21 protein-coding genes and 2 riboswitches are annotated in these 25272 nt (G+C 69.3%); of the genes, 4 read left to right on the top strand and 17 right to left on the bottom strand.

What is annotated here, in order from left to right:
* Positions 1-36 precede the first annotated feature (36 nt).
* The 7 genes from dapC to BKA24_RS07850 form a co-directional block, all read right to left on the bottom strand.
* Positions 37-1143, bottom strand: coding sequence for a succinyldiaminopimelate transaminase (dapC, locus tag BKA24_RS07880; RefSeq protein WP_184216786.1), 1107 nt, complete (start codon positions 1141-1143; stop codon positions 37-39).
* A 7-nt stretch (positions 1144-1150) separates the two neighbouring features.
* Entirely contained in the window at positions 1151-1471 is a 321-nt protein-coding gene (gene fdxA, locus BKA24_RS07875; protein ID WP_184216783.1) for a ferredoxin, read from the bottom strand.
* A 9-nt stretch (positions 1472-1480) separates the two neighbouring features.
* A complete protein-coding gene (locus tag BKA24_RS07870; RefSeq protein ID WP_184216781.1) occupies positions 1481-1864 on the bottom strand; it encodes a histidinol dehydrogenase in 384 nt (127 codons plus the stop codon).
* 26 nt (positions 1865-1890) lie between these two features.
* Positions 1891-2205 carry an AzlD domain-containing protein gene (locus BKA24_RS07865; protein WP_184216779.1) on the bottom strand — a complete coding sequence of 105 codons (315 nt, stop codon included), beginning with the start codon at positions 2203-2205 and terminating at the stop codon, positions 1891-1893.
* On the bottom strand, positions 2202-2930 hold the full coding sequence (locus BKA24_RS07860; RefSeq protein ID WP_184216777.1) for an AzlC family ABC transporter permease: 729 nt from the start codon (positions 2928-2930) through the stop codon (positions 2202-2204). The genes BKA24_RS07865 and BKA24_RS07860 overlap by 4 nt, the downstream gene beginning before the upstream one ends.
* 17 nt (positions 2931-2947) lie before the next feature.
* Positions 2948-4861 (bottom strand): translational GTPase TypA, encoded by a 1914-nt coding sequence (gene typA / locus BKA24_RS07855; protein WP_184216775.1) that lies wholly within the window; start codon positions 4859-4861, stop codon positions 2948-2950.
* Positions 4862-4944: 83 nt separating this feature from the next.
* Complete coding sequence (locus BKA24_RS07850) at positions 4945-6720, bottom strand: dipeptide ABC transporter ATP-binding protein (RefSeq protein WP_246367061.1); 1776 nt, start codon at positions 6718-6720, stop codon at positions 4945-4947.
* Positions 6721-6764: 44 nt separating this feature from the next.
* On the opposite strand from BKA24_RS07850, the gene BKA24_RS07845 reads away from it, so the two are divergent.
* Positions 6765-7373 carry a PH domain-containing protein gene (locus BKA24_RS07845; protein ID WP_184216771.1) on the top strand — a complete coding sequence of 203 codons (609 nt, stop codon included), beginning with the start codon at positions 6765-6767 and terminating at the stop codon, positions 7371-7373.
* 8 nt (positions 7374-7381) lie between these two features.
* Here the strand turns inward: BKA24_RS07845 and BKA24_RS07840 are convergent, their stop codons facing one another.
* The 5 genes from BKA24_RS07840 to BKA24_RS07820 all read right to left on the bottom strand — a co-directional run bounded on the left by BKA24_RS07840 (position 7382) and on the right by BKA24_RS07820 (position 15022).
* Complete coding sequence (locus tag BKA24_RS07840; protein WP_184216769.1) at positions 7382-8581, bottom strand: ABC transporter permease; 1200 nt, start codon at positions 8579-8581, stop codon at positions 7382-7384.
* 1 nt (position 8582) lies between these two features.
* Positions 8583-10100, bottom strand: coding sequence for an ABC transporter permease (locus BKA24_RS07835; RefSeq protein ID WP_184216767.1), 1518 nt, complete (start codon positions 10098-10100; stop codon positions 8583-8585).
* Between the two features lie 173 nt (positions 10101-10273).
* Complete coding sequence (locus BKA24_RS07830) at positions 10274-12109, bottom strand: ABC transporter family substrate-binding protein (RefSeq protein ID WP_343066023.1); 1836 nt, start codon at positions 12107-12109, stop codon at positions 10274-10276.
* Positions 12110-12374: 265 nt separating this feature from the next.
* Entirely contained in the window at positions 12375-14060 is a 1686-nt protein-coding gene (locus tag BKA24_RS07825; protein ID WP_184216765.1) for an alpha-amylase family protein, read from the bottom strand.
* The gene (locus BKA24_RS07820) at positions 14057-15022 is read right to left on the bottom strand and encodes a TIGR03885 family FMN-dependent LLM class oxidoreductase (protein ID WP_184216763.1); all 966 of its coding nucleotides are present in this window, start codon (positions 15020-15022) and stop codon (positions 14057-14059) included. Before BKA24_RS07820 ends, BKA24_RS07825 begins: the two co-directional genes overlap by 4 nt.
* A 100-nt stretch (positions 15023-15122) precedes the next feature.
* On the opposite strand from BKA24_RS07820, the gene BKA24_RS07815 reads away from it, so the two are divergent.
* Together BKA24_RS07815 and BKA24_RS07810 are read left to right on the top strand one after the other, a co-directional pair.
* Positions 15123-15908 carry a CPBP family intramembrane glutamic endopeptidase gene (locus BKA24_RS07815; RefSeq protein ID WP_184216761.1) on the top strand — a complete coding sequence of 262 codons (786 nt, stop codon included), beginning with the start codon at positions 15123-15125 and terminating at the stop codon, positions 15906-15908.
* Between the two features lie 235 nt (positions 15909-16143).
* Positions 16144-17148, top strand: a complete 1005-nt coding sequence (locus BKA24_RS07810) for a type IV toxin-antitoxin system AbiEi family antitoxin domain-containing protein (RefSeq protein ID WP_184216759.1) — start codon at positions 16144-16146, stop codon at positions 17146-17148.
* A gap of 69 nt (positions 17149-17217) precedes the next feature.
* Here BKA24_RS07810 and gcvP read toward each other — a convergent pair whose 3' ends face one another.
* The 5 genes from gcvP to BKA24_RS07785 all read right to left on the bottom strand — a co-directional run bounded on the left by gcvP (position 17218) and on the right by BKA24_RS07785 (position 24446).
* On the bottom strand, positions 17218-20022 hold the full coding sequence (gcvP, locus tag BKA24_RS07805; RefSeq protein WP_221417547.1) for an aminomethyl-transferring glycine dehydrogenase: 2805 nt from the start codon (positions 20020-20022) through the stop codon (positions 17218-17220).
* A 53-nt stretch (positions 20023-20075) separates the two neighbouring features.
* Positions 20076-20456, bottom strand: coding sequence for a glycine cleavage system protein GcvH (gene gcvH / locus BKA24_RS07800; protein WP_184216755.1), 381 nt, complete (start codon positions 20454-20456; stop codon positions 20076-20078).
* Positions 20453-21571 carry a glycine cleavage system aminomethyltransferase GcvT gene (gcvT, locus tag BKA24_RS07795; protein WP_184216753.1) on the bottom strand — a complete coding sequence of 373 codons (1119 nt, stop codon included), beginning with the start codon at positions 21569-21571 and terminating at the stop codon, positions 20453-20455. Before gcvT ends, gcvH begins: the two co-directional genes overlap by 4 nt.
* A gap of 7 nt (positions 21572-21578) precedes the next feature.
* Entirely contained in the window at positions 21579-22934 is a 1356-nt protein-coding gene (locus tag BKA24_RS07790; protein WP_184216751.1) for an L-serine ammonia-lyase, read from the bottom strand.
* An 89-nt stretch (positions 22935-23023) separates the two neighbouring features.
* A riboswitch (glycine riboswitch) is annotated at positions 23024-23113 on the bottom strand.
* A gap of 1 nt (position 23114) precedes the next feature.
* Positions 23115-23201, bottom strand: a riboswitch (glycine riboswitch).
* 75 nt (positions 23202-23276) lie between these two features.
* Positions 23277-24446 carry a MarP family serine protease gene (locus tag BKA24_RS07785; RefSeq protein ID WP_184216749.1) on the bottom strand — a complete coding sequence of 390 codons (1170 nt, stop codon included), beginning with the start codon at positions 24444-24446 and terminating at the stop codon, positions 23277-23279.
* Positions 24447-24585: 139 nt separating this feature from the next.
* On the opposite strand from BKA24_RS07785, the gene BKA24_RS07780 reads away from it, so the two are divergent.
* Positions 24586-25266, top strand: a complete 681-nt coding sequence (locus BKA24_RS07780; RefSeq protein WP_184216747.1) for an NUDIX hydrolase — start codon at positions 24586-24588, stop codon at positions 25264-25266.
* Positions 25267-25272: the final 6 nt, after the last annotated feature.

Raw genomic sequence — 25272 nt, 5'->3', positions numbered from 1 at the left:
CGCCGCCAACGGATCACCGGATCTGCGAGAGGAATGCTACGAACCGGCCAGTCGGCGGGCGGCGGCCTGGATCCGCTCGTCGGGTGCGGTCAGCGAGAAGCGGACGTGCTCCGGATGGTGCGCCCCGTAGAAATGGCCGGGGCCAGCGAGGATGCCGAGGTCGGCCAGGTGATCGAGCGTGGACCAGGCGTCCTCCCCCGCCGTCGCCCACAGGTAGAGTCCCGCCTCGCTGTGGTCGATGCGGAAACCGGCCGATTCCAAGGCCGGGCGCAACAGTGCGCGTCGCGCACGGTAGCGCTCGCGCTGCGCATCGACGTGCGCGTCGTCCCCGAGCGCTGCCGCCATCGCGGCCTGCACGGGAGCCGGGACCATCAGGCCGAGGTGCTTGCGGGCGGTCAGCATCGGCGCGATGAGATCGGGGTCGCCGGCGATGAAGGCGGCCCGGTAACCGGCGAGGTTGGACTGCTTGCTGAGCGAGTACACCGACAACAGGCCCGACGTGTCCCCGCGCGTGACACGCGGATCGAGGATGCTCGGCACCGCGGCATCCGCCCACGGCGCGTCCCAGCCCAGTTCTGCATAGCACTCGTCGGACGCGATGACCGCGCCGAGCTCGCGGGCACGGGCCACCGCGGCGCGCAACTCGGATACATCGACGACCCGGCCATCGGGGTTGCCGGGCGAGTTCAGCCAAACCAGCCGGGTGCCCTCGGGCCAGTCGGCCGGGTCATCGGCGGCGAGCGGCGTGGCCCCCACCAGGCGGGCGCCGACCTCGTAGGACGGGTAGGCGGCGCGAGGATGGACGACGACGTCTCCTGCTCCGAGACCCAACAGGAGCGGCAGCAGCGCCACGAGCTCCTTGGACCCCACAGTCGGCAGGACGTGGTCCGTCGTGAGGCCCGGGACGCCGCGCCGACGCGCGTACCAGTCGACGATCGCCGCGCGCAGGGCGGGGGTGCCGACCGTCTGCGGGTAGGCGTGCGCATCGGTCGCCGCGCGGAGCGCGTCCGCGACGACCGCCGGCGTGGCATCGACGGGAGAGCCGATGGACAGGTCGACGATGCCGTCCGGGTGCGCGCGTGCGCGCGCCGCGTACGGGGCGACCGAGTCCCACGGGTAGTCCGCCAGGTCGTGGACGCTCATCCGGAGCTCAGTGCGCCTGCGGCGGCAGAGCGGCGATGATCGGGTGATCCTTCGCGATCACACCGACCTTGGCGGCGCCGCCGGGCGAGCCGATGTCCTCGAAGAACTCAACATTCGCGTTGTAGTAGTCCTGCCACTCGTCGGGCAGGTCGTCCTCGTAATAGATCGCCTCGACGGGACACACGGGCTCGCAGGCGCCGCAGTCGACGCACTCGTCCGGGTGGATGTACAGCGAGCGCTCACCCTCGTAGATGCAGTCGACGGGGCATTCGTCGATACAGGCACGGTCTTTCACATCCACGCACGGCAGGGCGATCACATACGTCACAGGACGAGTCTAGTTCTTCGGCCGGGGGGTGGACGCCGAGGGCCACGCGACGATGAGAGCCGCCAGCAGCGGCACGGCGAACGTCCAGATGACTCCCGTCGTGATCTCGCCTTCGGAAGCCGCCGGCACCACGACCGACCCGCCCGGGCCCCGCCCCGAGAGGACGACCGTCGCGATCAGCGCGCCGACTCCCGCCGCCAGCGACGACGTACGCTCGCCCGTCAGTGAACGGACCGCCACCAGCAGCGCGACCAAGCCGATCGCGGCGGTGAGGAGACCGACCGGGACGACACCCCACATCGCCGCCTGTCCGATCACCGCGGCGACGCCGTAGACGAATCCGATGACCGCGGCCATGAGCCACGTGGCGATGCGGACGAGGGTGGAGCTCACTCCCCCACTGTACGTCGGACCGCTGGTCAGATCGCCCAGCCGAACCAGCGAAGCCCCGCGGCAACGGCCGCCGCAGCGACCACGACGACCAGGAACGGTGCGCGCAACGCCAGCAGGCCTGCCGCGACCAGGACCGCCGGGACGCGCGCGTCGACCATGATCGCCTGTGCGTCGCCGAGGGTCTGGACGGCGACGAGCGCCGCGAGCAACGCGACCGTCAGGAGGTCGATGATCCGTGCCGGTCGCGGCGCGTCGAACAGTGACGGCGGGATCAGGTAGCCCACCGCCTTCAGCGCCACGCACACGATCGACGCGACGAGGATCGCGGTCCAGAGGGTCACGATCGTGCCTCCGATCCTGCGTCCTGCGGGTGCGCGGATGCCGCATCGCGACGGCCCCACCAGTTCGTCCATCCGACGACGACGGCCACGAGAGCCGCCACCAGGACGGGGATGCCCGGCATGAGCGCCGGGGTGAGGACAGCGGCGACGATCGCCGCCGCCGCGCCCACGGCCACTGCCTGCCGGCGACGCAGTCGCGGCCACAGCAGTGCCAGGAACGCCGCCGCAGCGGCCGCGTCGAGTCCATACGCCCGCACGTCGCCGAGGACGTCACCGAGGAGCGCTCCCGCGAGCGTGGCGGCGTTCCAGCCGAGGTAGATCCCGACGCCGGTCACCCAGAAGCCCACTCGCCGCGCCGCGGCATCTGTCTGCGCGAGGGCGACAGCCGTCGACTCGTCGATGGTGAAGTGGGATGCCGCCGCCCGCCGCCAGCGGCCCTCGCCCACGACCGGCGACATCCGCATGCCGTAGGCGACGTTCCGAACGCCAAGGAGGCTCGCCGAGGCGATCGCCGCCGCCGCGAGGCCGCCACCGCCGATGACGCCGACGAATGCGAACTGCGATCCGCCGGTGAACATCAGCAGGCTGAGGACGCACGCCTGCCACACGTCGAGCCCCGAGGCGACCGCGAGCGCGCCGAACGAGATGCCGTACGCGCTTGTCGCGATCGCCACGCCGGCCGCCTCGCGCCACGCGCGACGGACCGGCGACGGTTGTGCCGCCATGGGCTCCCCCGGTCGGGTCAGGCGTTCGCGTCCTGGCGCTTGCGCTGCGACGCCACGCGACCGCGGATGGTCGCGTCCAGCTCGACCTTGCGGATGCGGACCTTCTCGGGCGTGACCTCGACGCATTCGTCGTCCCGGGCGAACTCGAGGCTCTCCTCGAGGGTGAGCACGCGCGGCGGCGTCATCGACTCGAAGGAGTCGGAGGTCGACGAACGCATGTTCGTGAGCTTCTTCTCCTTGGTGATGTTCACGTCCATGTCGTCGGCGCGCGAGTTCTCGCCGATGACCATGCCCTCGTAGACCTCTTCGGTCGGCTGCACGAAGAAGCTCATGCGCTCCTGCAGGGCGATCATCGCGAAGGGCGTGACGACGCCGGCGCGGTCGGCGACGATCGAGCCGTTCTGGCGGGTCGAGATCGCGCCTGCCCACTCGTCGTAGCCGTGCGAGATGGCGTTGGCGATGCCGGTGCCGCGGGTGATGGTGAGGAACTCGCTGCGGAACCCGATGAGACCGCGCGAGGGGACGATGAACTCCATGCGCACCCACCCGGTGCCGTGGTTGGTCATCGTCTCCATGCGGCCCTTGCGGCCGGCCATGAGCTGCGTGATGGCGCCGAGGTGCTCTTCGGGAGCATCGATCGTCAGGTGCTCGAAGGGCTCGGTCAGCTTGCCGTTCTCGTCACGACGCGTGACGACCTGCGGCTTGCCGACGGTGAGCTCGAAGCCTTCACGGCGCATGTTCTCGACGAGGATCGCGAGAGCGAGTTCGCCACGGCCCTGCACCTCCCACGCGTCGGGCTTGCCGATGTCGACGACCTTGAGCGAGACGTTGCCGATGAGCTCGCGGTCCAGGCGGTCCTTCACCATGCGGGCGGTGAGCTTGTGCCCCTTGACCTTGCCCATGAGGGGCGAGGTGTTGGTGCCGATCGTCATCGAGATCGCGGGGTCGTCGACGGTGATCGCGGGCAGCGGGCGGACATCCTCGGGGTCGGCGATCGTCTCGCCGATGGTGATGTTCTCGATGCCGGCGATGGCGACGATGTCGCCGGGGCCGGCCGACTCCGCCGGGAAGCGCTCGAGCGCCTTGGTCTTGAGCAGCTCGGTGATGCGGGCGGTGGTGTGGGTGCCGTCGTGACGGACCCAGGCGACCGTCTGTCCCTTCTTCAGGGTGCCGTTGAACACGCGCAGCAGCGCGAGACGGCCGAGGAACGGGCTGGAGTCGAGGTTCGTGACCCACGCCTGCAGCGGGGCCTCGTCGTCGTAGGACGGTGCGGGGACGTGCTCGAGGATCGCTCCGAACAGCGGCTCGAGGTCGTCGTTGTCGGGCAGCGAGCCGTTCTCGGGGCGGTTGCGGGATGCCGCGCCCGCGCGACCCGACGCGTACACGACGGGCACGTCGAGGAGCGCGTCGACATCGAGGTCGGGCACGTCGTCCTGCAAGTCGGAGGCGAGACCCAGCAGAAGGTCGTGCGCCTCTTCCTCGACCTCCGCGATGCGGGCATCGGGGCGGTCGGTCTTGTTGACCAGGAGGATGACGGGGAGCTTGGCCTCGAGGGCCTTCCGCAGCACGAAGCGGGTCTGCGGGAGGGGGCCCTCCGAGGAGTCCACCAGCAGGACGACACCGTCGACCATCGACAGGCCGCGCTCGACCTCGCCGCCGAAGTCGGCGTGACCGGGCGTGTCGATGACGTTGATCGTGATCGGCTCGTCGGTGTGCGCACCGTTGTACGTGATCGCCGTGTTCTTGGCGAGGATCGTGATGCCCTTCTCACGCTCGAGGTCGTTCGAGTCCATGGCGCGCTCTTCGACGTGCGCGTGCTCGCCGAACGATCCGGTCTGACGGAGCATGGCGTCGACGAGCGTCGTCTTGCCGTGGTCGACGTGAGCGACGATCGCGACGTTGCGCAGATCAGGGCGGAGGGCGTGGGCCATGAGGGTCCTCAACAAAGCGAAATGGGGTGCCACCCGGATTCGGGGGCACCCCATTCTACAAGCGCTTCGCCGACCGCCCGCCGTCAGGCTGTCGGAGACTCGGCGCCGGAACGGATCAGGGCGGCGCGGGCCTCGCGCCGCTCGCGCTGCTGATCGGGGTCGGGCACCGGCACGGCGGCGATGAGCCGCTGCGTGTACGGGTCCTTCGCGCCACGGAGGATCTCGTCGCGCGTACCGACTTCCACGAGCTTGCCGTGGTGCATCACGGCGATGCGGTGGGCGAGGATGTCAACGACCGCGAGGTCGTGGCTGATGAACAGGCACGCGAACTTCAGCTGCTGCTGGAGTTCCTGCAGCAGGTCGAGGAAGCGGGCCTGCACCGACACGTCGAGGGCCGACGTCGGCTCGTCCGCGACGAGGAGCTCGGGCGCCAGGGCGAGCGCGCGGGCGATGCCGACGCGCTGCTTCTGCCCGCCCGACAGCTCGTGCGGGAAGCGGTTGCGATACGAGGTGGGCAGCTCCACCTGGCTGAGCAGGTTCTCGACGCGGCGGTCGAGGTCCTTCCCACTGGCCTCACCGGCCAGCAGCAGCGGCTCGCCGATGGACTGGCCGATCGGCATACGCGGGTTCAGCGACGACGCCGGGTCCTGGAACACGATGCCGGTGCGACGGCGGATCGCGGCCAGGTCCTTCAGCGACGCGTTCGAGATGTCGGTGCCGACGGCGGTGAGCGTGCCCTCCGCGATGGGGAGCAGACCGATCGCCGCACGACCGAGGGTCGTCTTGCCCGAGCCCGACTCGCCGACGAGGCCCATGATCTCGCCGGGATAAACCTGGAGGTCGATGTTCTCGGCCGCGCGGAAGGCGGGGATCCGCCCCCGCTTGGGGTACTCGATGGCGACGCCCTCGAAGGAGAGGACCGGCGCCTGGCCGGTCTGGGACGGCTGCACCTCGTCCAGCGCGTGCTCGCGGATCTCGGCGATCGACGAGACACCCTCCACGTCGACGGTCACACCGGCTTCGACCGGCTCGAGGACGCCGAGGCCGAGGTGGGGAACGGACGCGAGGAGCGACTTGGTGTAGTCGTGCTGCGGCGCGTGGAAGATCTCGTCCACGGTGCCCGACTCCACGACGACGCCGTTCTTCATCACCATGATGCGGTCGGCGAGGTCGGCGACGACCCCCATGTCGTGGGTGATCAGGATGATCGCCGAGTCCAAACGGTCGCGCAGGTTGCGCATGAGGTCGAGGATCTCGGCCTGGACGGTCACGTCGAGCGCCGTGGTCGGCTCGTCGGCGATGAGCAGCAGCGGGTCGCACGAGATCGACTGCGCGATCATGGCTCGCTGACGCTGCCCACCGGAGAGCTGGTGCGGGTACTTGTGGAAGGACTGCTCCGGGTTGGGCATCTCGACCATGCGAAGCAGCTCGATAGCTCGCTCCTTCGCCTTCGCGGGGATCAGATCGCGGTCGTGCGAGCGCAGCGCCTCCATGATCTGGAAGCCCACCGTGTAAACCGGGTTCAGGGCCGTCATCGGCTCCTGGAAGATGACCGAGATGTCGTTGCCGCGCAGCGAGCGCAGCTCGGCATCGGCCATCCCCTGCATCTCGCGACCCTGGAGCTTCATCGATCCCGTGACGCGCGCGTTGTCGGGCAAGAGGCCGAGCAGCGCCATGGAGCTCGTGCTCTTTCCCGAACCGGACTCGCCCACGATGGCGAGGACCTCGCCACGGTGGAGTCGATAGTTCATCCCGATGGCGGCCGGGTAGAACTTGCCGTCCACCCAGAAGTCGACGCCCAGGTCGTCGACCTCGAGAATCGTCTCCGCCGCGGGTGCGGTGGCCGCAGAGGCCGTCATGGAGTGAGTCATGCGTTGTGTTCCCATCTGGAAAGCTGGAGGTCATGGCGTTCGAACAGGTCCGATACCGTCCGCTCGCGAGCCGCGTGCTCGCCGCTCTGACCGTCGTGGTGTGTGCGATCGGCGTCGTGGCGCTGATCGCAATCGATGTGAGGGATGCCGCGCGCTACAGCTGGCCGCTGATGCTCGTCGCCGTCCTGGTGTGGGCCATGTTCTGGCGACCCGAACTGGTCGTCGAAGAACACGGCATCACGGTGGTCAACGTCTTCCGCACCGAGTTCGTGCCGTGGCCGGCAATCGTCATGGTCGACACCAAGTGGGCCCTCACCCTGCGGACGGCGGACCGTCTGATCCGCGTCTGGGCGAGCCCGGCCCCCGGTCGGCACCGACTGCTCGGTCTCTCGCGCAGCGACTTCTCCGGACTCGGCGACACCGCGCGCGGGGCGCACGGCTCGCTGCGCCCGAGCGACGCCCTGTCGGTCCCCAGCGGGAACCTGGCGCAGCTCATCCGCGGACGCTGGGAGCGCCTCGCCGAGGAGGGTGCGCTCGAGGCCGGCGCAGAGCTGGGCGCGAGCGGCACCACGTGGCACGTGGCGACGATCGCCGTGACGGCCGCGCTGGCGGCCGCCACGGTGATCGGCATCCTGGTGTAGGAGCGACATCAGCGGCTCTGGTCGGTCCCGTGACCCTCGTGCGGATCTTCCGGACGCGGGTCCTGACTGCCGGCGGTGTCGCCCGTGTACGGGGCTCGGCCGGGCATCGTCACCGACGGGGCGTCCGTCGAGGGCGTCGTGTCGACCGTCGCGGGCGCATGCGCCGCGGACGGGCCCATTCCCGCTCGTGCCATCGCGCGGGCGCTCGGCATCTTCTTCTGGCGGGGGTCGAACGCGTCGCGCAGACCGTCACCGATGAAGTTGACGCACAGGGCGATCACGATGATGAAGACACCGGGCCACCAGAACAGCCACGGACGCGTGGAGAACGCGGCCTGGTTGTCGGAAACGATCTTGCCCAGTGAGGTGTCGGGCGACTGCACACCGAACCCGATGTAGCTGAGCGCGGATTCCAGCAGGATCGCGCCGGCCATCAGGAGCGTGGCGTTGACCACGATGACGCCGACGGCGTTGGGCAAGATGTGGCGGAAGATGATCCGTCGGTCGCGGGCACCGGACACACGGGCGGCATCCACGAACTCACGCTCGCGCAGGGTGAGGAACTCACCGCGAACGAGTCGGGCGAGGGTCGTCCACGCGAACAGACCGATGATGACACCGAGCACGGCGGCACCGAGGTTGCCGAAGGTGCGACCGAGCACCGAGCCGATGACGATGAGCGGGATCGTGATGACGATGTCGGTGAAACGCATCAGCACGGCATCCGTCGCCTTGCGGTAGTACCCCGCGAGAGCGCCGATGACCACACCGATGATCGTCGCCACGACACCGGCGATGACCATCACCATGATCGACTGCTGCGCACCGCGCATGACGACCGCGAAGATGTCGCGCCCGACCTCGTCCTGTCCGAACGGGTGGTTGCCGAAGCGGATGCCGGCTCCCCCGAGGAACTCCGGGATGAGGCTGAGCGTCGGTGCACCGCGGTTCTCGACCGGCGGGATCTGCGTCCAGGTGTACTGCCACCAACCGGGGATGCGGATTCCCCACAGGCTGATGCCCACCGAGGTGAACGACAGCAGCACGATGAAGGCGAGGACGAACATCGCGATCAGCGCGCCGCGGTGACGGAAGAACCGACGCCGGACGATCTGGCCCTGGCTGAGACCCTCGGTCTCGCGCTGCTCGATCGTGGCTTCGGCGTTGAGCGTGCCCGTGGTCGCGGGCTCTGGGGTGACGGAGGTCATGTCAGCTCACCTTGATTCGGGGGTCGAGCGCCGCGTAGACCAGGTCAGCGATGAGGTTGAAGACAACCGCCAGCGTGCCGGCCACGACGAAGAAGGCCATCACGGGGTTGGGGTCGACAGCCCGGATTCCCTCGACGAACAGACGGCCCATGCCGGTCCAGCCGAAGACGGTCTCCGAGATGACCGCGCCACCCACGATGGCGCCCACGTCGAACGCGATGATCGTCGTGATCGGGATCAGCGCGTTTCGGAAGGCGTGACGCACGATGACCGTCCGCTCGGTCAGGCCCTTGGCGCGCGCCGTCCGGATGTAGTCCTGGTTCATCACCTCGAGCAGGCTCGCCCGCGAGTAGCGGGTGTAGCTCGCGAACGAGATGAGGATGATCGCGATCGTCGGCAGGAGCAGGTGAGTGTAGAGATCGATGCCCTGCACCCAGAAGTTGCCGCCGAGACTCGGCGTCGACGAGCCCACCGTGGCGATGGGCCGGCCACGCACGCGACCGGAGGCAGAATAGGCCGCCCAGTACGACATGTACTTGTCGAGCGCGATCAGACCGGCCGCGATGACGGCGGTGAAGATCGCGGTCCGGATGACCGGGGCGCGGTCGGGCTTGCCGAAGAGCCAGCCCACGATGCCGCCGACCAGGATGGTCGCGACGGCCAGCACCAGGAACAGTCCGAGGCCCATGCCGTTGAGGAACGAGGTCATCGCCGGGTAGTACAGCGCGATGCCGAGGACGGCCATCGTCAGCGAGGCGTAGAGGGCCTTGCGGTTGCGCAGACCCGTCGAGATCGCGGTGACGGCGAACGCCGTTCCGATCGCCAGGACCGCGTAGACGACGATGCCGATGCTCGGATCCGCGAACCAGCGGGTCACCGAGAGGTAGATCAACACGCCCGCCGTGGCGACGGCGCCGATGCCGAAGACCACGAGCTTGCGCACGAGCGATCCGCCGACGATCGACATCCACAGCAGGCCCGCCACGATGGCGAGGACCACGATGACGGGTGTGGCTATCTCCGGATCGCCCAGCCAGTTGTTGACCTGGATGGCGCCGTACTGCTTGAGCAGAACAGCCACCCAGAAGATCGGCAGCGAGAAGAAGAGGAACGAGATCAGCGTGACGGTGTAGTCGAAGCCGCTGTACTGACGCAGCGCCGAGACGATACCGACCGTGATGCCGAGGATGATCGCGACGATCGTCGCGGTCGTGACCAGTGTGATGGTCGACGTGAGCGCGTTGGCCAGAAGCGCATTGACGGGCTGGTTCTGCACGCTGACACCGAAGTCACCGCGGAACAGACCACCCAGCCAGAGGAAGTAGCGCAGCGGCGCCGGCACATCGAGGTTGAGGAGCTTGGTCCGAGCTTCGATGAGCTGCTCCTTGTTGGGAGCGTTGGACTGCCGGAGCTCCTCGAGGGGGTCTCCGGCGAGCGACGTCAGGATGTACATCAAGAACGTCGCGGCGAACAAGACGAAGACTGATGCGATCAGCCGTCGGATGATGAATGAAGCCATAGGGGTGCGGCCACCTGTCGATCGGGAGGGCGCAGCGCAGGCCGATCGGGCCGGCGTCGCCACGCAGTGTGAAGAAGCCTAACAAGCGAAGGTGCAGGCCCCCGAGGGGACCTGCACCCCAGTCTTCCGTGTCGCCCCCGCCGGATCACGGCAGGAGCGACACGGACGACGGCTTACTCTGCTCCGGTGACCGACCAGTCCCAGGCGTTCCAGAACACCGTCGGGGCGAGGATCGAGGACTCGATACCCTCCACGCGGCCGCTGAACGCGGTGACCTCGGGGAACTGGAAGATGGTGACGCCGTAGAAGTCCTCCCACAGCGCCTTGTCCATCTGTGCCTGCAGCTCGATCTGCTTCGCGGAGTCGAACGTGGTGTTCAGCTCGGCGACGATCGAGTCGACCTCATCGTTCGAGTAGTAGTTGAGGTTGTTGATCGCGCCCGTCTGGAACGTCGGCAGCGAGTTCGTCACGCCGAGGCTCGTGGACTGCCATCCGAAGAGCGAGGCATCGTAGGCGCCGGGGGTGCCCAGCAGGCCGCCCCAGTCCTCGGAACCACAGTCGGTGACCTCGAAGCCGGCCTCAGCAGCGGACTGCTGGATCAGCGAGAACTCGTTGACACGGCGCGGGTTGTTCGATGCGTAGAGGATGCAGACCGAGGTGTCGGTGATGCCCGACTCGGCCAGCAGGGCCTTGGCGCCCTCGATGTCGACCTCGGCGAAGTCCGCCGACGTGTTCGAGGCTGCCGACTCGTCGTAGCCCTCGGCACCCGGGACGAAGAGCTGCGAGTCACGCAGGATGGCGTCGTCACCGATGATCGGCTTGATGAGGGTGTCGACGATCTCCTGACGCGGGATGGTCTTCAGGAACGCCTCGCGGACCTTCGGGTCCTTGAAGATGTTCTCCGGGTTCTTTCCCTTGTCGAACTGCAGGTCGACGTGCTCGTAGGTACCGCCGAGGCTAGTCGCGACGGTGATGTCGTCGATCGCGTCGAGCGCGGTGACGAGGTCGGCGGTCGCCTGCGGCTGGATGATGTCCACCTCACCGTTCTCCAGGGCCTGGACCGCGGCGAGCGGGTCCGGGATGAAGCGGATGGTGATCTCCTCGATGTTCGGGGAGTTCTCACCGGCGTACTCGGGGTTCGCCGTGAGGGTGATGAACTGATCGGCCTCGAAGTTGCTGATCACGTACGGGCCGCTGCCCACGACGAGGTCGGGGTCGTCGGGCATCGCGGTGAAGTTGAAGCCGCCGTTCCAGAACGACGAGATGGGCGCCAGGGCGGCGGCATCCTCGTTCTGGATCGCGTCGATGACAGCCTGCTTGGCCTCGGCGGCGTCCTCGAGCTCGAGGGCCTTCTTGCCGACGACGTGAGCCGGCAGCGGCGACGGGAACGAGAGCTCCCAGTCGACGAACGGCTTGTCGTACTCGAGGGTGATGGACTTGCCGTCTTCGCTGACCTCGGGGGTCTTCGAGACGAGGCCGAGGCCGGCGTCCGGGGTGGCGCCCGAGTCGAAGTAGACGACATCGGTCGGGAACGCGTCGGTGAACTCACCCGTCTCCGGGTCGGTGAACTCGCCCGGGTCGAAGTCGGGGGTGTCCAGGGAGCGCGACAGCGCGGCCCAGTTCAGGAGGAGGTCGGCGGCGTCGACGTCGGTGCCGTCGGACCACTTCACACCGTCCGCGATCGTGTACGTGACGACCAGCGGGTCCTCGGAGACGAGCTCGTAGGAGCCGAAGGACTCGTTCTTCACGAGCTCCGGGGTGTTGTTGTAGTAGTTGAAGCCGTCCAACACCAGGTAGTTGATGTTGTTGTTCGCGGTGGCGTTGCCGAACGACGTGTTGCCGTTCATCGAGTAGAACGCCTGGTTCCACGCGGCGGTGATCGACGAGCCTTCGACAAGTCCGGAGTCGTCCCCGTTGTCGCCCGTCGAACCACCCGGCGCGCACGCCGAGATCGCGAGAGCTCCGGCAGCGGTGATCGCCACCGCAGCCGAGATGCGCCTGATTCTCACTGTTCCTCCTGTGCAAGGGTTATGCGCCCGCACTGAATACAGTCCGGGCACGGATACGGACACACTAAGCAGGGCCCGCGGATGCCAGCAAACAGGGTCGGCAATCGTTACATATCCTTAACTCGGAGCCACAGACGCGTGACAATCTGACAAATCGGATGCCGCGACGCACAATTTTCTGCACGATCGGGCCGCGTGTCGGAGGCGTCTTCCGGCCGTCGTGGCGTACGGCCGCAGCGACGTCGAGCGACGCGACAGTGCTCGATCAGCGACGCCGCACAGCCGCGTCAGGGCGATCGAACGAGAGCCAGCACCATCCGTACGGACCCAGCTCGACGTCGACATCGACGCTCGTGCGGATCGTCGTCCCGTCGAACCGGTCGGTGAAGGTGACGGGGTCGCCGTCGGCATCGACTCGGAGGGTGGCCGTCTGCGGCTCTGCGCTCAGGTTGTGCAGAGCGAGCATGGCCCACCCGTCGGAACGCGCCACGTGCGCCAGGACCGACCGCTGCCGAAGCGCGACCACCTCCACCGCTGCCCACGCCAGCGATGGCTCGGCGCGGTACGTCTGCGACAGGCGGCGGATGTGATGCCAGAGGGACCGCTCGTCACGGCGCTGGTCGGCGACGTTGACGCGAGCCGGAGCGTAATCGCCGTCGGGAAGCGGACGCGGGAATCGGCGCGTGGGGGCGGTCGAGAACCCCCCACCGTCATCGGCCGTCCACTGCATCGGCGTGCGGACCGCGTAGCGACCCGGCACTGCGAGCTGCTCCCCCATGCCGATCTCCTCGCCGTAGAAGAGCACGGGCACGCCGGGAATCGAGAACATCAGCGAGTAGACCATCCGCACGGCACGCTCGTCGTCCAGCATGGTCGGCAGTCGACGCCGGATGCCGCGGCCGTAGAGCCGCATGTCCTCATCGGGTGCGAAGGCCGCGAAGACCTCCGCCCGCTCCTCCTCCGGCAGCTTGTCGAGGGTCAGTTCGTCGTGGTTGCGGACGAAGTTCGCCCACTGGCTGCCGTCCGGGAGTTCGGGCCGCTCGCGAAGCGCCCGCCGGACGGGGCCGGCGTCTGCGCGGGCGAGCGACAGATACAGCTGTTGCATGGTCACGAAGTCGAACTGGAGATGCAGCCCCGACGAGTCACCCTTCGCCTCGAACCATTCGAGCTGCTCCTGGTGCGTGAGGTTCACCTCGCCGAGGAGCACCGCATCGCCTGCCCGGAGCGCGACGAACCGCTGGAGGGCGCGCAGGTGGGTGTGCGCGTCGTACTGGGGCGCGGCGTCCGGCGCCGTCTGGTGATGTCCGGCCCCACTGAACAGGAACGGGACGGCGTCGATGCGGAAACCCGAGACGCCGAGCTCGAGCCACAGGCCGAGGTTGCGCTCGATCTGCTGCTGCACGTCGGGGTGCGCGACATTGAGGTCGGGTTGGTGGGCGCGGAAGTGGTGCAGGTAGAACTGGCCGGTCTTCTCGTCACGGGTCCACGTCGAATCCTCCTCACCGGGGAACACGGGCGGGTCGGGGTTCGCCGGCGGCTCGTCGCGCCAGACATACCAGTCCCGCTTCGGGTTCGTGCGGGAAGAACGGGCCTGCACGAACCACGGATGCTTCGACGAGGTGTGGTTCATCACGAAGTCGAGGATCACGCGCATGCCGTGCGCACGGGCGACCCGGATCACCTCGACGAGATCGCCGAGGGTGCCCAGGCGCGGATCGACGGCGAAGAAGTCGGTGATGTCGTACCCGTCGTCGCGGTCTGCCGTCGGGTACAGCGGCATCAGCCACAGGCAGGTCACCCCGAGGTCGGCGAGGTCGTGGATCCGCGTCGCGAGCCCCTGCAGGTCGCCCGTGCCGTCCCCATCGGAATCCTGGAACACCTGCACGTCGAGGCAGTAATAGACCGCGGTCCGCCACCAGCGGTCCGCCGCGTCGATCGGACGGGGGCTCATGCGGCATCCACCACGTGAGGGAGCACCCGCTCGCCGAACACGTCGACGAACCGATGCAGGTCGGGTCCGACCTCGTGGAGATACAGCTCATCGAGCCCCGCCGCGAGCAGCTCCTCGATGCGGCCCCGATGGCGGCCCAGGTCGCTGGAGACGAAGACCGCGGTACGGAGCTGCTCGTCGGTGGCATCCGCCGTGCGCTGCTCGAAGTCCTCGGGCTGCTCGAGATCCCACGCCTCCGGCGCGGGAACGAGATTGCTCTGCCACTGCTCCTTCGCGACGGCGAGCGCCGCGCTCTCGGAAGGCGCCCACGCGAGATGCATCTGTCCGCAGACGGGACCGCGGCCCCCGGCATCCCGGTACCGGCGAACGATCTCGGCGAGCTGGGTCGGCTCGGAGGCCACAGTGATGAGCCCATCGGCCCAGGCGGCGTGACGCTCGGCCGATTCGGGCGTCACCGCCGCAGCGAGGAGCGCGGGCGATTCCGCCGGGCGGGACCAGACCCGGGCCCGGTGGACGACCACCTCGCCGCGGTGGCTCACCTCCTCGCCCGCCAGCAGTCGGCGCATCACGTCGACGCTCTCGACCAGGCGTCGCTCGCGGGTCGGCTTGTCGGGCCAGGGGTCGCCGGTCACGTGTTCGTTCATCGCCTCGCCCGATCCGAGGGCCGCCCAGAAGCGCCCCGGGAACATCTCGCCGAGGGTCGCGATCTTCTGCGCCGCGATCGCCGGGTGATAGCGCTGGCCAGGCGCCGAGACGACGCCGAATCGAAGCGACGTCGTGGCGAGAGCGGCCGCCAACCACGACCACGCGTAGCCGCTGTGCCCCTGCCTGCGGCTCCATGGCGCGAGATGGTCGGAGCACATCGCCGCCTCGAACCCCGCCGACTCCGCGTGCTGGACCGCCGACAGCAACGCACTGGGCGGTAGTTGTTCGTGCGAACAGTGGAATCCGATGACCGTCATGCACCCACGCAATACGGTGCGCCGTCGACCGTCAAGGAACGCGGCGAGGATTGCCGAGGCCGTGAGGGTTTGGTACGGCGTGACCTGGCATCCTGGCTCGATGGCGTCGACGTCTCCTCCTCTCCCCGTCTCCCGCGCTCGGCTGTGGTGGGAGATCGCGATCATCCTCGCCCTGTCGATCGGTCGGTCCGCGGTGTACTCGGTGATCTCGCTCATCGAGGCACTCACCCGGGCGCCGCTGGGCGACCAGCAGACGTCGCTGAACCCCGGCGCGGGCGTGACCGCGTTCTGGGACGTGCTGGAGCAGGTGCTCGGGTATCTCTTCGGGCTCGCGCCTGTGGCGCTGGCCATCTACCTGCTGTGGGAGCCGGTGGCATCCGGATTCCGGAGGATCGGCCTCACGTTCGAACGGTTCGGCCGCGACGTCGGCGGCGGGCTGCTGCTCGTCGCCGTGATCGGGGTGCCCGGCCTCGGCCTCTACGCGCTGGGGCGCACGCTCGGGATCACCGTGCAGGTGGACGCCTCGCCGCTCGATTCGTCGTGGTGGACGATCCCGCTGCTGCTGCTCGCGGCGCTGCGGGCAGGACTGCTCGAAGAGGTCGTCATGGTCGGGTACTTATTCGACCGGCTGCGGCGACTCGGCTGGAGCACGTGGACGATCATCCTGTCGACCGCAGGGCTGCGCGGCGCGTATCACGCGTACCAAGGATTCGGCCCGCTGGTCGGGAACGTCGCGATGGGCATCGTCTTCGGCTGGGTCTACCACCGCTGGGGCCGCGTGATGCCGCTCGTCATCGCCCACGTCGTGATCGACGTGATCGCGTTCGTGGGCTACCCCCTCGCCGCCGCGTGGTGGCCCGGCGTGTTCGCCCCGCCCCGCGGGTGACGCGCGCGCGGCCGGGCGCCGCGCGGCATCCACCTTCTCGACCGCGAAACAGCAGTCGGAGCCCGAGACGTTGGTCTGATGTCGACGTCTCGGGCTGCAACTGCTGTCTCGCGGAAACGGGGGTGGCAGGGACGAGGGCGGGGGCGCCTTCTCCACAGGGGGTGGACGGGCGGCGGCATCCACGATTCGTGGGCGGGTGGGCGCCTCGCGTGCGCCTGCGGGACACGATCTCGGGATGCCGCACATCGTCGCGCCGCAGATCGCGCCATGCCCTCTGCCGCTGTTCCGAGCCGTCGACGTCCCACACGTCTCGCGCGCACTGCAGCGGGGCGACGTCATCCGACTCCATCGCGGCATCTACGCCCCTGCCGCGCCGTGGCGCGAGCTGCCACCGTGGGATCGATACCTCGCGAGAGTGCACGCTGCCGCGCGGATTCACGACGGCCTCGTCTTCTCTCACGAATCCGCCGCCGCGCTCCTCGGGCTTCCGATCTTCGGTGATCCGAAGGCCGTGCACATCGTGGCGAGGGAGACCCTGACCGCAGGCCAGCGGACCGGGATCCGTGTGCATCGCAGCGAGACCGATCGTGAACTCCTCGATGCGGCCTCGTTCGCGCTCACGACAGCCGCCGAATGCGCCGTCGATCTCGCACGGAGCCGCTCCGAGATCGTCGGGCTGAGCGTCGCGGATGCCGCGCTCCGAACCGATCCGGGTCTCACGGTCGAGTCGCTCGTGGCGCGGAACGAAGCGCGCCTCGATTCGCGCGGACGGCGCGTGGCTCGATGGCCGCTGCACCGAGCGCGGGCCGAACCCGAATCGACGCTGGAGTCAGCGAGCCGCGGCGTCATGGAGATGCTCGGCTACGCCGAACCGCAGCTGCAGACGCGATTCTCGGATGCTGGGACAGAGGATCGAGCGGACTTCTGGTGGGCCGACGCCTCGGCTGTCGGGGAGGCAGACGGCGATCTCAAGTACGACGGCCGATTCGGCGACCCGCTCGAGCAGCTCCGCCGTCGACGCGAACGCGATGCGCGGCTGCGCCGCCGCGGCATCCGGCATATCCTGCACTGGGCCTGGACCGATGTCGCCGATCCGGATCGGCTCGACCGCATGCTCGCCACTGCCCGGATTCCCCGGGTCGCGCCACCCGACCACCACCGCCTGTACACCGCACGGTCAACGCTCGGCTCCGCTGCCAGGTCCGCGAGACAGCAGCGGGAGCCCGAGACGTCGGTCTGACGTCAACGTCTCGGGCTGTGACTGCTGTCTCGCGGTCAGGGGCGGGATGCCGGCAGCGCGGCGCGCGGGTCAGGCGAAGGCCTCGATGGGCGGGCAGGCGCAGACGAGGTTGCGGTCGCCGTACGCGTTGTCGATGCGGCGCACGGGCGGCCAGTACTTCGTGCGGACGAGGGTGTGCACGGGGTACACCGCCGTCTCGCGGGAGTACGGGTGCGTCCACTCGCCGGCGACCACCGCCTCCGCGGTGTGGGGCGCGTTCACCAGCGGGTTGTCGTCCGCGGGCCAGTCGCCTGCGGCCACGGCATCCGCTTCGGCCTTGATCGCGATCATCGCTTCGACGAACCGATCGAGCTCGGCGAGGTCCTCCGACTCCGTCGGCTCCACCATGAGGGTCCCCGCGACCGGGAACGACATGGTCGGCGCGTGGAATCCGTAGTCGATGAGGCGCTTGGCGACGTCGTCCACCGTCACGCCCGTCGACTCCTTGAGCGGACGCAGGTCGAGGATGCACTCGTGCGCGACGAGGTCCCCCTCCCCGGCGTACAGCACGGGGTAATGGTCGCGCAGGCGCGCGGAGACGTAGTTCGCAGCGAGCACCGCCGCGCCGGTCGCCGCCCGCAGTCCGTCCGCGCCCATCATCCGCACGTACGCCCACGAGATCGGGAGGATCGACGCCGAGCCGTACGGCGCCGCCGACACCGGGCCACCGTCGAAGACGAACCCGCCCGCGTGCTCCGCGCGCTGCGCCATCGGGTGAGAGGGCAGGAACGGGGCGAGGTGCGCTTTGGATGCCACCGGGCCGACACCCGGCCCGCCGCCGCCGTGCGGGATGGCGAACGTCTTGTGGAGGTTCAGGTGCGACACGTCGCCACCCAGGTCGCCGAACCGGGCGAATCCGAGCAGCGCGTTGAGGTTCGCTCCGTCGACGTAGACCTGACCGCCCGCATCGTGCACGGCGGCGGTGATGTCCATGACGTCGTGCTCGTAGACGCCGTGCGTCGACGGGTACGTGATCATCAGGGCGGCGAGGTTCTCGGCGTGGGCGGCGACCTTCGCGCGCAGGTCGTCGAGGTCCACGTTGCCGGCCTCGTCGCACGCGACGACGACCACGCGCATGCCGGCGAGGACAGCGGATGCCGCGTTCGTGCCGTGCGCCGACGACGGGATCAGGCAGACGTCGCGATGCTGATCACCCCGCGAGTGGTGGTATCCGCGGATCGCGAGCAGACCCGCGAGCTCACCCTGGGAGCCCGCGTTGGGCTGCAGGGAGACCGCGTCATAGCCGGTCACCTCGGCGAGCCAGGACTCCAGCTGGTCGATCATGACGAGGTAGCCGCCGACGTCCTCGAGTGGAGCGAACGGGTGCACCCGCGCGAACTCCGGCCACGAGACGGCCGCCATCTCGGTCGCCGCGTTGAGCTTCATCGTGCACGAGCCGAGCGGGATCATGCCGCGGTCGAGGGCGTAGTCACGGTCGGACAGCTGCTTCAGGTACCGCATCATGGCGGTCTCGGAGCGATGGGTGTTGAAGACCGGGTGCGTCAGGTACTCGTCGGCGCGTCGCAGCGACGCGGGGAGGTGCGCGTTCCGGTCGCGGAGCGGCACGAACACCTTGGAGGTCTCGACGCCGAACACGGCCGCCACGGCCTGCAGGTCGGCGACGGTGGTGGTCTCATCGACCGAGAGTCCGACCGAGTCGCTGTCGCGGAACCACAGCTGGTAGCCGCGGCGCCGGGCATCGGCGACCACGTCCTCGGCGCGCCCGGGCGTGCGCACCACGAGGGTGTCGAAGAACGCGTCGTGCTCGACCTCCGCGCCGGCGCCGACGAGCCACTCGCGCAGGAGCGAGGTCTTGGCCGTGACCTCCTCGGCGATCCGCCGGAGCCCTTCGGGCCCGTGGTAAACCGCGTACATCGATGCCATCACCGCCAGCAGGACCTGCGCGGTGCAGATGTTGCTGGTCGCCTTCTCACGGCGGATGTGCTGCTCGCGGGTCTGCAGCGAGAGTCGGTACGCCGGCGCGCCCGACGCATCCATCGACACGCCGACCAGACGCCCGGGCAGCTGACGCTCGAGACCGGAGCGGACGGCCATGTAGCCGGCGTGCGGGCCGCCGAAGCCCATCGGCACACCGAAGCGCTGCGTCGTGCCGACGGCGACATCGGCGCCCATCGACCCGGGCGAGCGGAGGAGGGTGAGGGCCAGCAGGTCGGCCGCGACGACGACGAGGCCCTTCTGCGCCTGCACCGCCGCGATGACCTCGGTCGGATCCCAGACCCGCCCGGAGGCGCCCGGGTACTGCACGAAGGCGCCGAAGACGTCGAGGTCGGCGGGTGACGGCGACTGGTCGTAGGCGGTCTCGTGGATCTCGACACCGACGGCCGCGGCCCGGTGGTGCAGGAGCGCCTTCGTCTGCGGCAGCGCGTCGGCGTCGACGAGGAACACGTTCGACGACGACTTCGACGCCCGCCGGGCGACGAGCATCCCCTCGACGACCGCGGTGGACTCGTCGAGCATCGACGCATTCGCCGTCGCGAGCCCGGTGAGGTCGGTCACCATCGTCTGGAAGTTGATGAGCGCCTCAAGGCGGCCCTGCGAGATCTCGGGCTGGTACGGCGTGTACGCCGTGTACCACGACGGGTTCTCGAGCACGTTCCGCTGGATGACCGAGGGCGTGAGCGTGTCGTAGTAGCCGAGCCCGATCATCGACCTCGCCACCCGGTTCTGCGCGGCCAGGTCGCGCAGCTCGGCGAGGGCCTCGGCCTCGGTCGCCGCGGGCGGGATGATGCTCTCGCGCTCGGCGACGTGGATCGCGTCGGGGACGGCCGTGTTGACGAGCGCCTCGACGGAATCGCGCCCGAGGACGCGGAGCATCTCGGCCTGCGCGGCCGCGTCTGTGCCGATGTGGCGGCCCTGGAAGGCCGAGCTCACGCGTCGCCGCCCGTCAGCGCGACGTAGGCGTCGCGGTCGAGGAGGTCACCGGTGGGCGAGCCGTCGATGCGGATCTTCACGAGCCAGGCGTCGAACGCGCCCGCGTTGACGCTCGAGGGGTCGTCCACGACGGCGTCGTTGATTTCGACGACCTCACCGGTCAGCGGAGCGTAGAGCTCCCCCACCGACTTCGTCGACTCGATCTCGCCGCAGGTGTCGCCCGCGGTGACCGACGTGCCGACCGACGGGAGCTCGACGAACACGACGTCCCCCAGCTTCTCGGCGGCGTAGTCGGTGATGCCGACGGTCGCGACGTCGCCGTCGAAGGCGATCCACTCGTGCTCGGCGGTGTAGGACAGGGCGGTGAGATCGGTCATTTCTGTCTCCGGTAGAAGGGAAGGGAGGTGACGGTCGCGGGGATGCGGGTTCCGCGGACGTCGATGGTCAGGGCGGTGCCCTCGGCGGATGCCGAGGGGTGGACGAACGCCATCGCGACGGGATGGCCGAGGGTGGGGCTGAGCGCGCCGGAAGTGATCTCGCCGACGCGCGTATCGCCGTCGTACACCTCGTAGCCGGCGCGGCCGGCCCGGCGGCCTTCGGCGACGAGGGCGACGAGCACGGGGGCGTCGGTGAGGTCGCGGCCGGCGAGGCCGTCCTTGCCGACGAACGCCTCCTTGTCGGATGCCACGACGCGGCCGAGCCCTGCCTGCGCAGGGGCCAGGTCGCGACCCAGCTCGTGGCCGTACAGCGGCATCCCCGCCTCGAGGCGGAGGGTGTCACGGGCGGCGAGGCCGGCGGGGACGAGGCCGTGCGATGCACCGGCATCCGTCACCGCCTGCCAGAGGGCGGCAGCGTGTCCGTTCGGGATCATCAGCTCGAACCCGTCCTCGCCGGTGTAGCCGGTACGCGCGATGAACAGGTGAGAGCCCTGGAACGTGCCGGCGGTCCAGGCGTAGTACCCGAGGTCGGCGAGGTCCGGGTCGACACCCTCGATGCCGGCGGTCTGCTCGAGGATGGCGCGGGCGTTCGGGCCCTGCACGGCGATGAGCGACACGGCGTCGGTGATGTCTTCGACGGCCGTGTCGGGGACGTCGACGGCGTCGAAGGCTGCAGCCACGGCGGCACGATTTCCCGCGTTCGAGATCACGAGGAAGTCCTCATCGCCTCGCCGGTAGACGATCACGTCGTCGACGATGCCGCCGTCTTCCGCGAGGACGAGCGAGTACTTCGCCTTGCCGACCTTCATCGTGGAGATGCGACCCGCGAGCGCGAAGTCGAGGAACGCCCCCGCGCCGGACCCGGTGACAAGGAACTCCGCCATATGCGAGATGTCGAAGATGCCGGCGGCCGTCCTGACGGCGTGGTGCTCGGCGAGGTCGGAGGTGTAGCGGACGGGCATGAGCCAGCCGCCGAAGTCGGTGAAGGACGCTCCCAGGCCCTCGTGGACCGCGTGGAGCGGTGAGCGCCGCGGCTCGGTGGTCGGGTCGGTCATCGGTTCCTCAACATTCCACGACGTTGACGGCGAGGCCGCCCAGCGCCGTCTCCTTGTACTTGCTGCTCATGTCCCGCCCGGTCTCGCGCATGGTGACGATGACGTCGTCGAGCGACACCTTGTGGCTGCCGTCTCCCCACAGGGCCATCTTGGCGGCGTTGATCGCCTTCGCCGCGGCGATCGCATTACGTTCGATGCACGGGATCTGGACGAGTCCTCCGATGGGGTCGCAGGTCAGGCCGAGGTTGTGCTCCATCGCGATCTCGGCGGCGTTCTCCACCTGTCGCGGTGTTCCGCCGAGCACCTCCGCCAACCCCGCGGCAGCCATGGACGATGCTGAGCCGACCTCGCCCTGGCATCCGACCTCTGCGCCCGAGATCGACGCGCGCGCCTTGTAGAGCACTCCGATCGCGGCGGCGGTGAGCAGGAACGGCACGGCGACGTCATCGCGCGCGCGATCGGGCGCGGCGTAGTGGGTCGCGTAGTGCAGGACGGCGGGGATGATCCCGGCGGCGCCGTTCGTCGGCGCGGTGACGATGCGCCCGCCCGACGCGTTCTCCTCGTTCACCGCCAGCGCGACGAAGTTCACCCACTCCTGCCACAGCGCCGGATCGTTTCCCGCCGGATCGGTGGCGACGAGACGGGCGTGCCACGCCGGCGCCCGGCGGGCGACCTGCAAACCGCCCGGCAGGAAGCCCTCGCGCGCGGCGCCCGAGGCGACAGACGCCGTCATCACGTCGGACAGCGTGTGGATGCCGCCCCGGATCTCGGGGTCCGTGCGGGTCGCTTCCTCGTTGCGCAGCTGCACCTCGGCCATCGACAGGTTCTCGCGCTCACAGTGCGCGAGGAGCTCCGCAGCGGTCTCGAACGGGAACGGCACCGGCGCGTCGACGGCCTGCGCCGCGGTCTCACCGTCGCGCGTGATGAACCCGCCGCCGGTCGAGTAGTAGATCGCGTCGTCGATCAATGCATCGCCGTGCCAAGCCTGCAGCCGCAGGCCGTTGCTGTGACCGGGGAGCTCGGTCAGCGGGTGCAGGACGATGTCGTCCTCGGCGAACGCGACGTCACCCGCGCCGCCGACGCGCAGGCGGCCGGACTCCCGCATCGCGGCGAGGCGCTCGTCGACCTGCTCGGGCAGGATCTCGTCGGGCCGGAACCCCTCGAGGCCCAGCAGGACCGCGCCGAGCGTGCCGTGCCCGCGCCCGGTCGCGGCGAGCGACCCGTACAGGTCGACCTGCAGGCGCGTGACGCGGGCGGCATCCAGGCGGGAGATGAAATCGGATGCCGCGCGCATCGGCCCCACGGTGTGCGAACTCGACGGTCCGAGACCGATGGTGAAGAGGTCGAACACGCCGATGCTCATGAGCGCAGGTTCGTGCGGCTCGCCGGAGGCGACGGGTGGGACGAATGGATCACGGGGAACTCCTGACGACGCAACGGACTGCGGTGAGTTCCTCCCCCTCTGTCATAGGCCTGAGAGATTTCGCGGGCGGTGCCCGCTTGCCCCGTCGGCGGGCATGTGGATGCCGCTTTTCAGAGTGACCATGTCGGCTCGGTACGGGGGCCTGAGAGATTCCGGGGAGGGATTGCTCCTTCGGCAGCCGCGAGCGGCTTCTCCCGAGACGACGTGATGGTCCGGTCTTCGATTTGCCGCGAGCCTATCACCGCGATCCCCCGGCTCACAGGGTCACGCGGTGCGCGGTGATCAGCGCGTGCAGGCGCCCGACGACACGGCCCGGTCGTCGGGGCTCACCTCGAGCGCCGGTGCCAGCTCCGTGGTGGTCATCGCGTAGCCGCGCTGTTCGTCGTCCTCGCCTCGTGCGAAGACGACACCGGTGACGTCGCCGTCCTCGGTGAGGAGCGGTCCACCGGAGTTGCCCGGACGCACGTTCGCCTCGAGCGCGTAGATCTCCCGCGGCGCCGAGTCTTCGTCGTAAATGTCGGCGACGATCGCATCGCCCACCGAGAGCACGTACGCCGCGCCGCTGGTGAAGGGGCCGCCCAGCGGGTAGCCCTGGACGGCGACGGGAGTGCCCGCCGGGACGGGGTCGACGATCGCGAGCGGCTCGGCGCCCAGGCCGTCGACGGCGATGACGGCGAGGTCGTCGACCGGGTCGAAGTAGACGATTCGGCCCTCCTTGGCCTCCCGACCCGGGAGCTCCACGAGCGGCGTCTCCACGCCCGCCACGACGTGCGCGTTGGTGACGACGAGGTCCTCCGCCGCGACGAATCCCGATCCGGTGAGCGACGCGCCGCAGGCGTAGGCGTTCCCGCTGATGCGGGCGACCGACTCGGCGGCATCCTGCAGGCTCGGGTCGTCGAGGGATACGGGCGGAGCGGTGGGCTCGACCTCGGGAGCGAGCAGCTCGCCGACCCTGGGGATGCCCTCGTCAACCACGAAGCCGCGGAACTCGGCGAGCGCCGAGTCGACCTGCGGCGGGGTGAGCGCGTCGATGGCGCCGAGGACGCGGGAGGACGCCACCGCCGGCGCGACCCCCGGCATGCCCGACCCGACGACGGCACCGGCGACGAGGGTCAGGATGACCGCGGCGGCGGCTGTGTTGACGAGTCCGCCGAGCGCGCGATCGAGGGGGGCGAGTTTTGCACGGTCGACGCCTCGGCGCACGCGCGCGCCGACAGCCGTGCCGAGGGCGGCGAGGGCGACGACGATCGCGATGGCGATGATGGCGAGGACGAGGCTGCGGTACTCCCATCCGCTGAAGGTCGGGGCTACGACCGGCGTCAGCCAGACGGCGACCACGACACCGAGCACCACGCCGATGAGGGTTCCCGCCGTGGCGACGAGCCCTCGCAGGATGCCGCCGAGGAGGGCGGCGATCAGGACGAGGACGACGATGATGTCGACGATCAGCACGAGCAGCCTCCTGGTTGAGGCGTACCGGAACGGGCGGCGGAGTCCTCGGGATCAGCGTAGAGCGGCGTGCCTGTGAGTCGGCGGAACTTGCCCTTCGTGTCATCGGCACCCTAAGATCGAGGGCGAGGTTAAAGTCACCATGACCAGAACATCCGCTCCCGACATCCGCGTGGCCGTCTCGACGGTCATCTTCAGCCTGCGCCCGGGCGCCGAGTCCCGCGATGCGAGCATCGTGCTCCCGCTCGTGAGGCGAACCCGCGAGCCCCACGAGGGACGGTGGGCACTGCCGGGCGGCTGGGTCGATGCCGACGAGAACCTCGAGGCGACCGCGTCTCGCACCCTCGCCGAGACCACGGGCCTCGCGCCGAGCTACCTGGAGCAGCTGTACGCCTTCGGCGATGTCGACCGCTCCCCCACCCGCGTCGTGTCGATCGTCTACTGGGCGCTCGTCCGCGAGGACCTCTCCCGCACCGCCGAGCAGCACAACGTCGAGTGGTTCGATGCGACCGATCTGCCGCCGCTCGCCTTCGACCACAACCACATCGTCGACTACGCGCTCTGGCGGCTGCGGAACAAGGTCGGCTACAGCCGCATCGCACACGGCTTCCTGCCGGAGGACTTCACCCTCGCCGATCTCCGCGAGGTGTACGAGGCGATCCTCGGCCGCCGACTCGACCCCGCGAACTTCCGCCGACAGGTCGAGAGCTCGGGCACCCTCATCCCCACCGACCGATTCCGGACCGGCAGCCACCGGCCCGCGCGCCTCTACCGCTACAACCAGGACGTGGAGCTGGCCGATCGCGGCCCGCTCCCCCAGTGAAGGACT

Source organism: Microbacterium marinum (genome assembly GCF_014204835.1).
In the GTDB taxonomy this organism is placed as follows: domain Bacteria; phylum Actinomycetota; class Actinomycetes; order Actinomycetales; family Microbacteriaceae; genus Microbacterium; species Microbacterium marinum.
The sequence above is the reverse complement of the archived record's forward strand: the minus strand, read 5'-3'. Positions and strand labels throughout refer to the sequence as shown.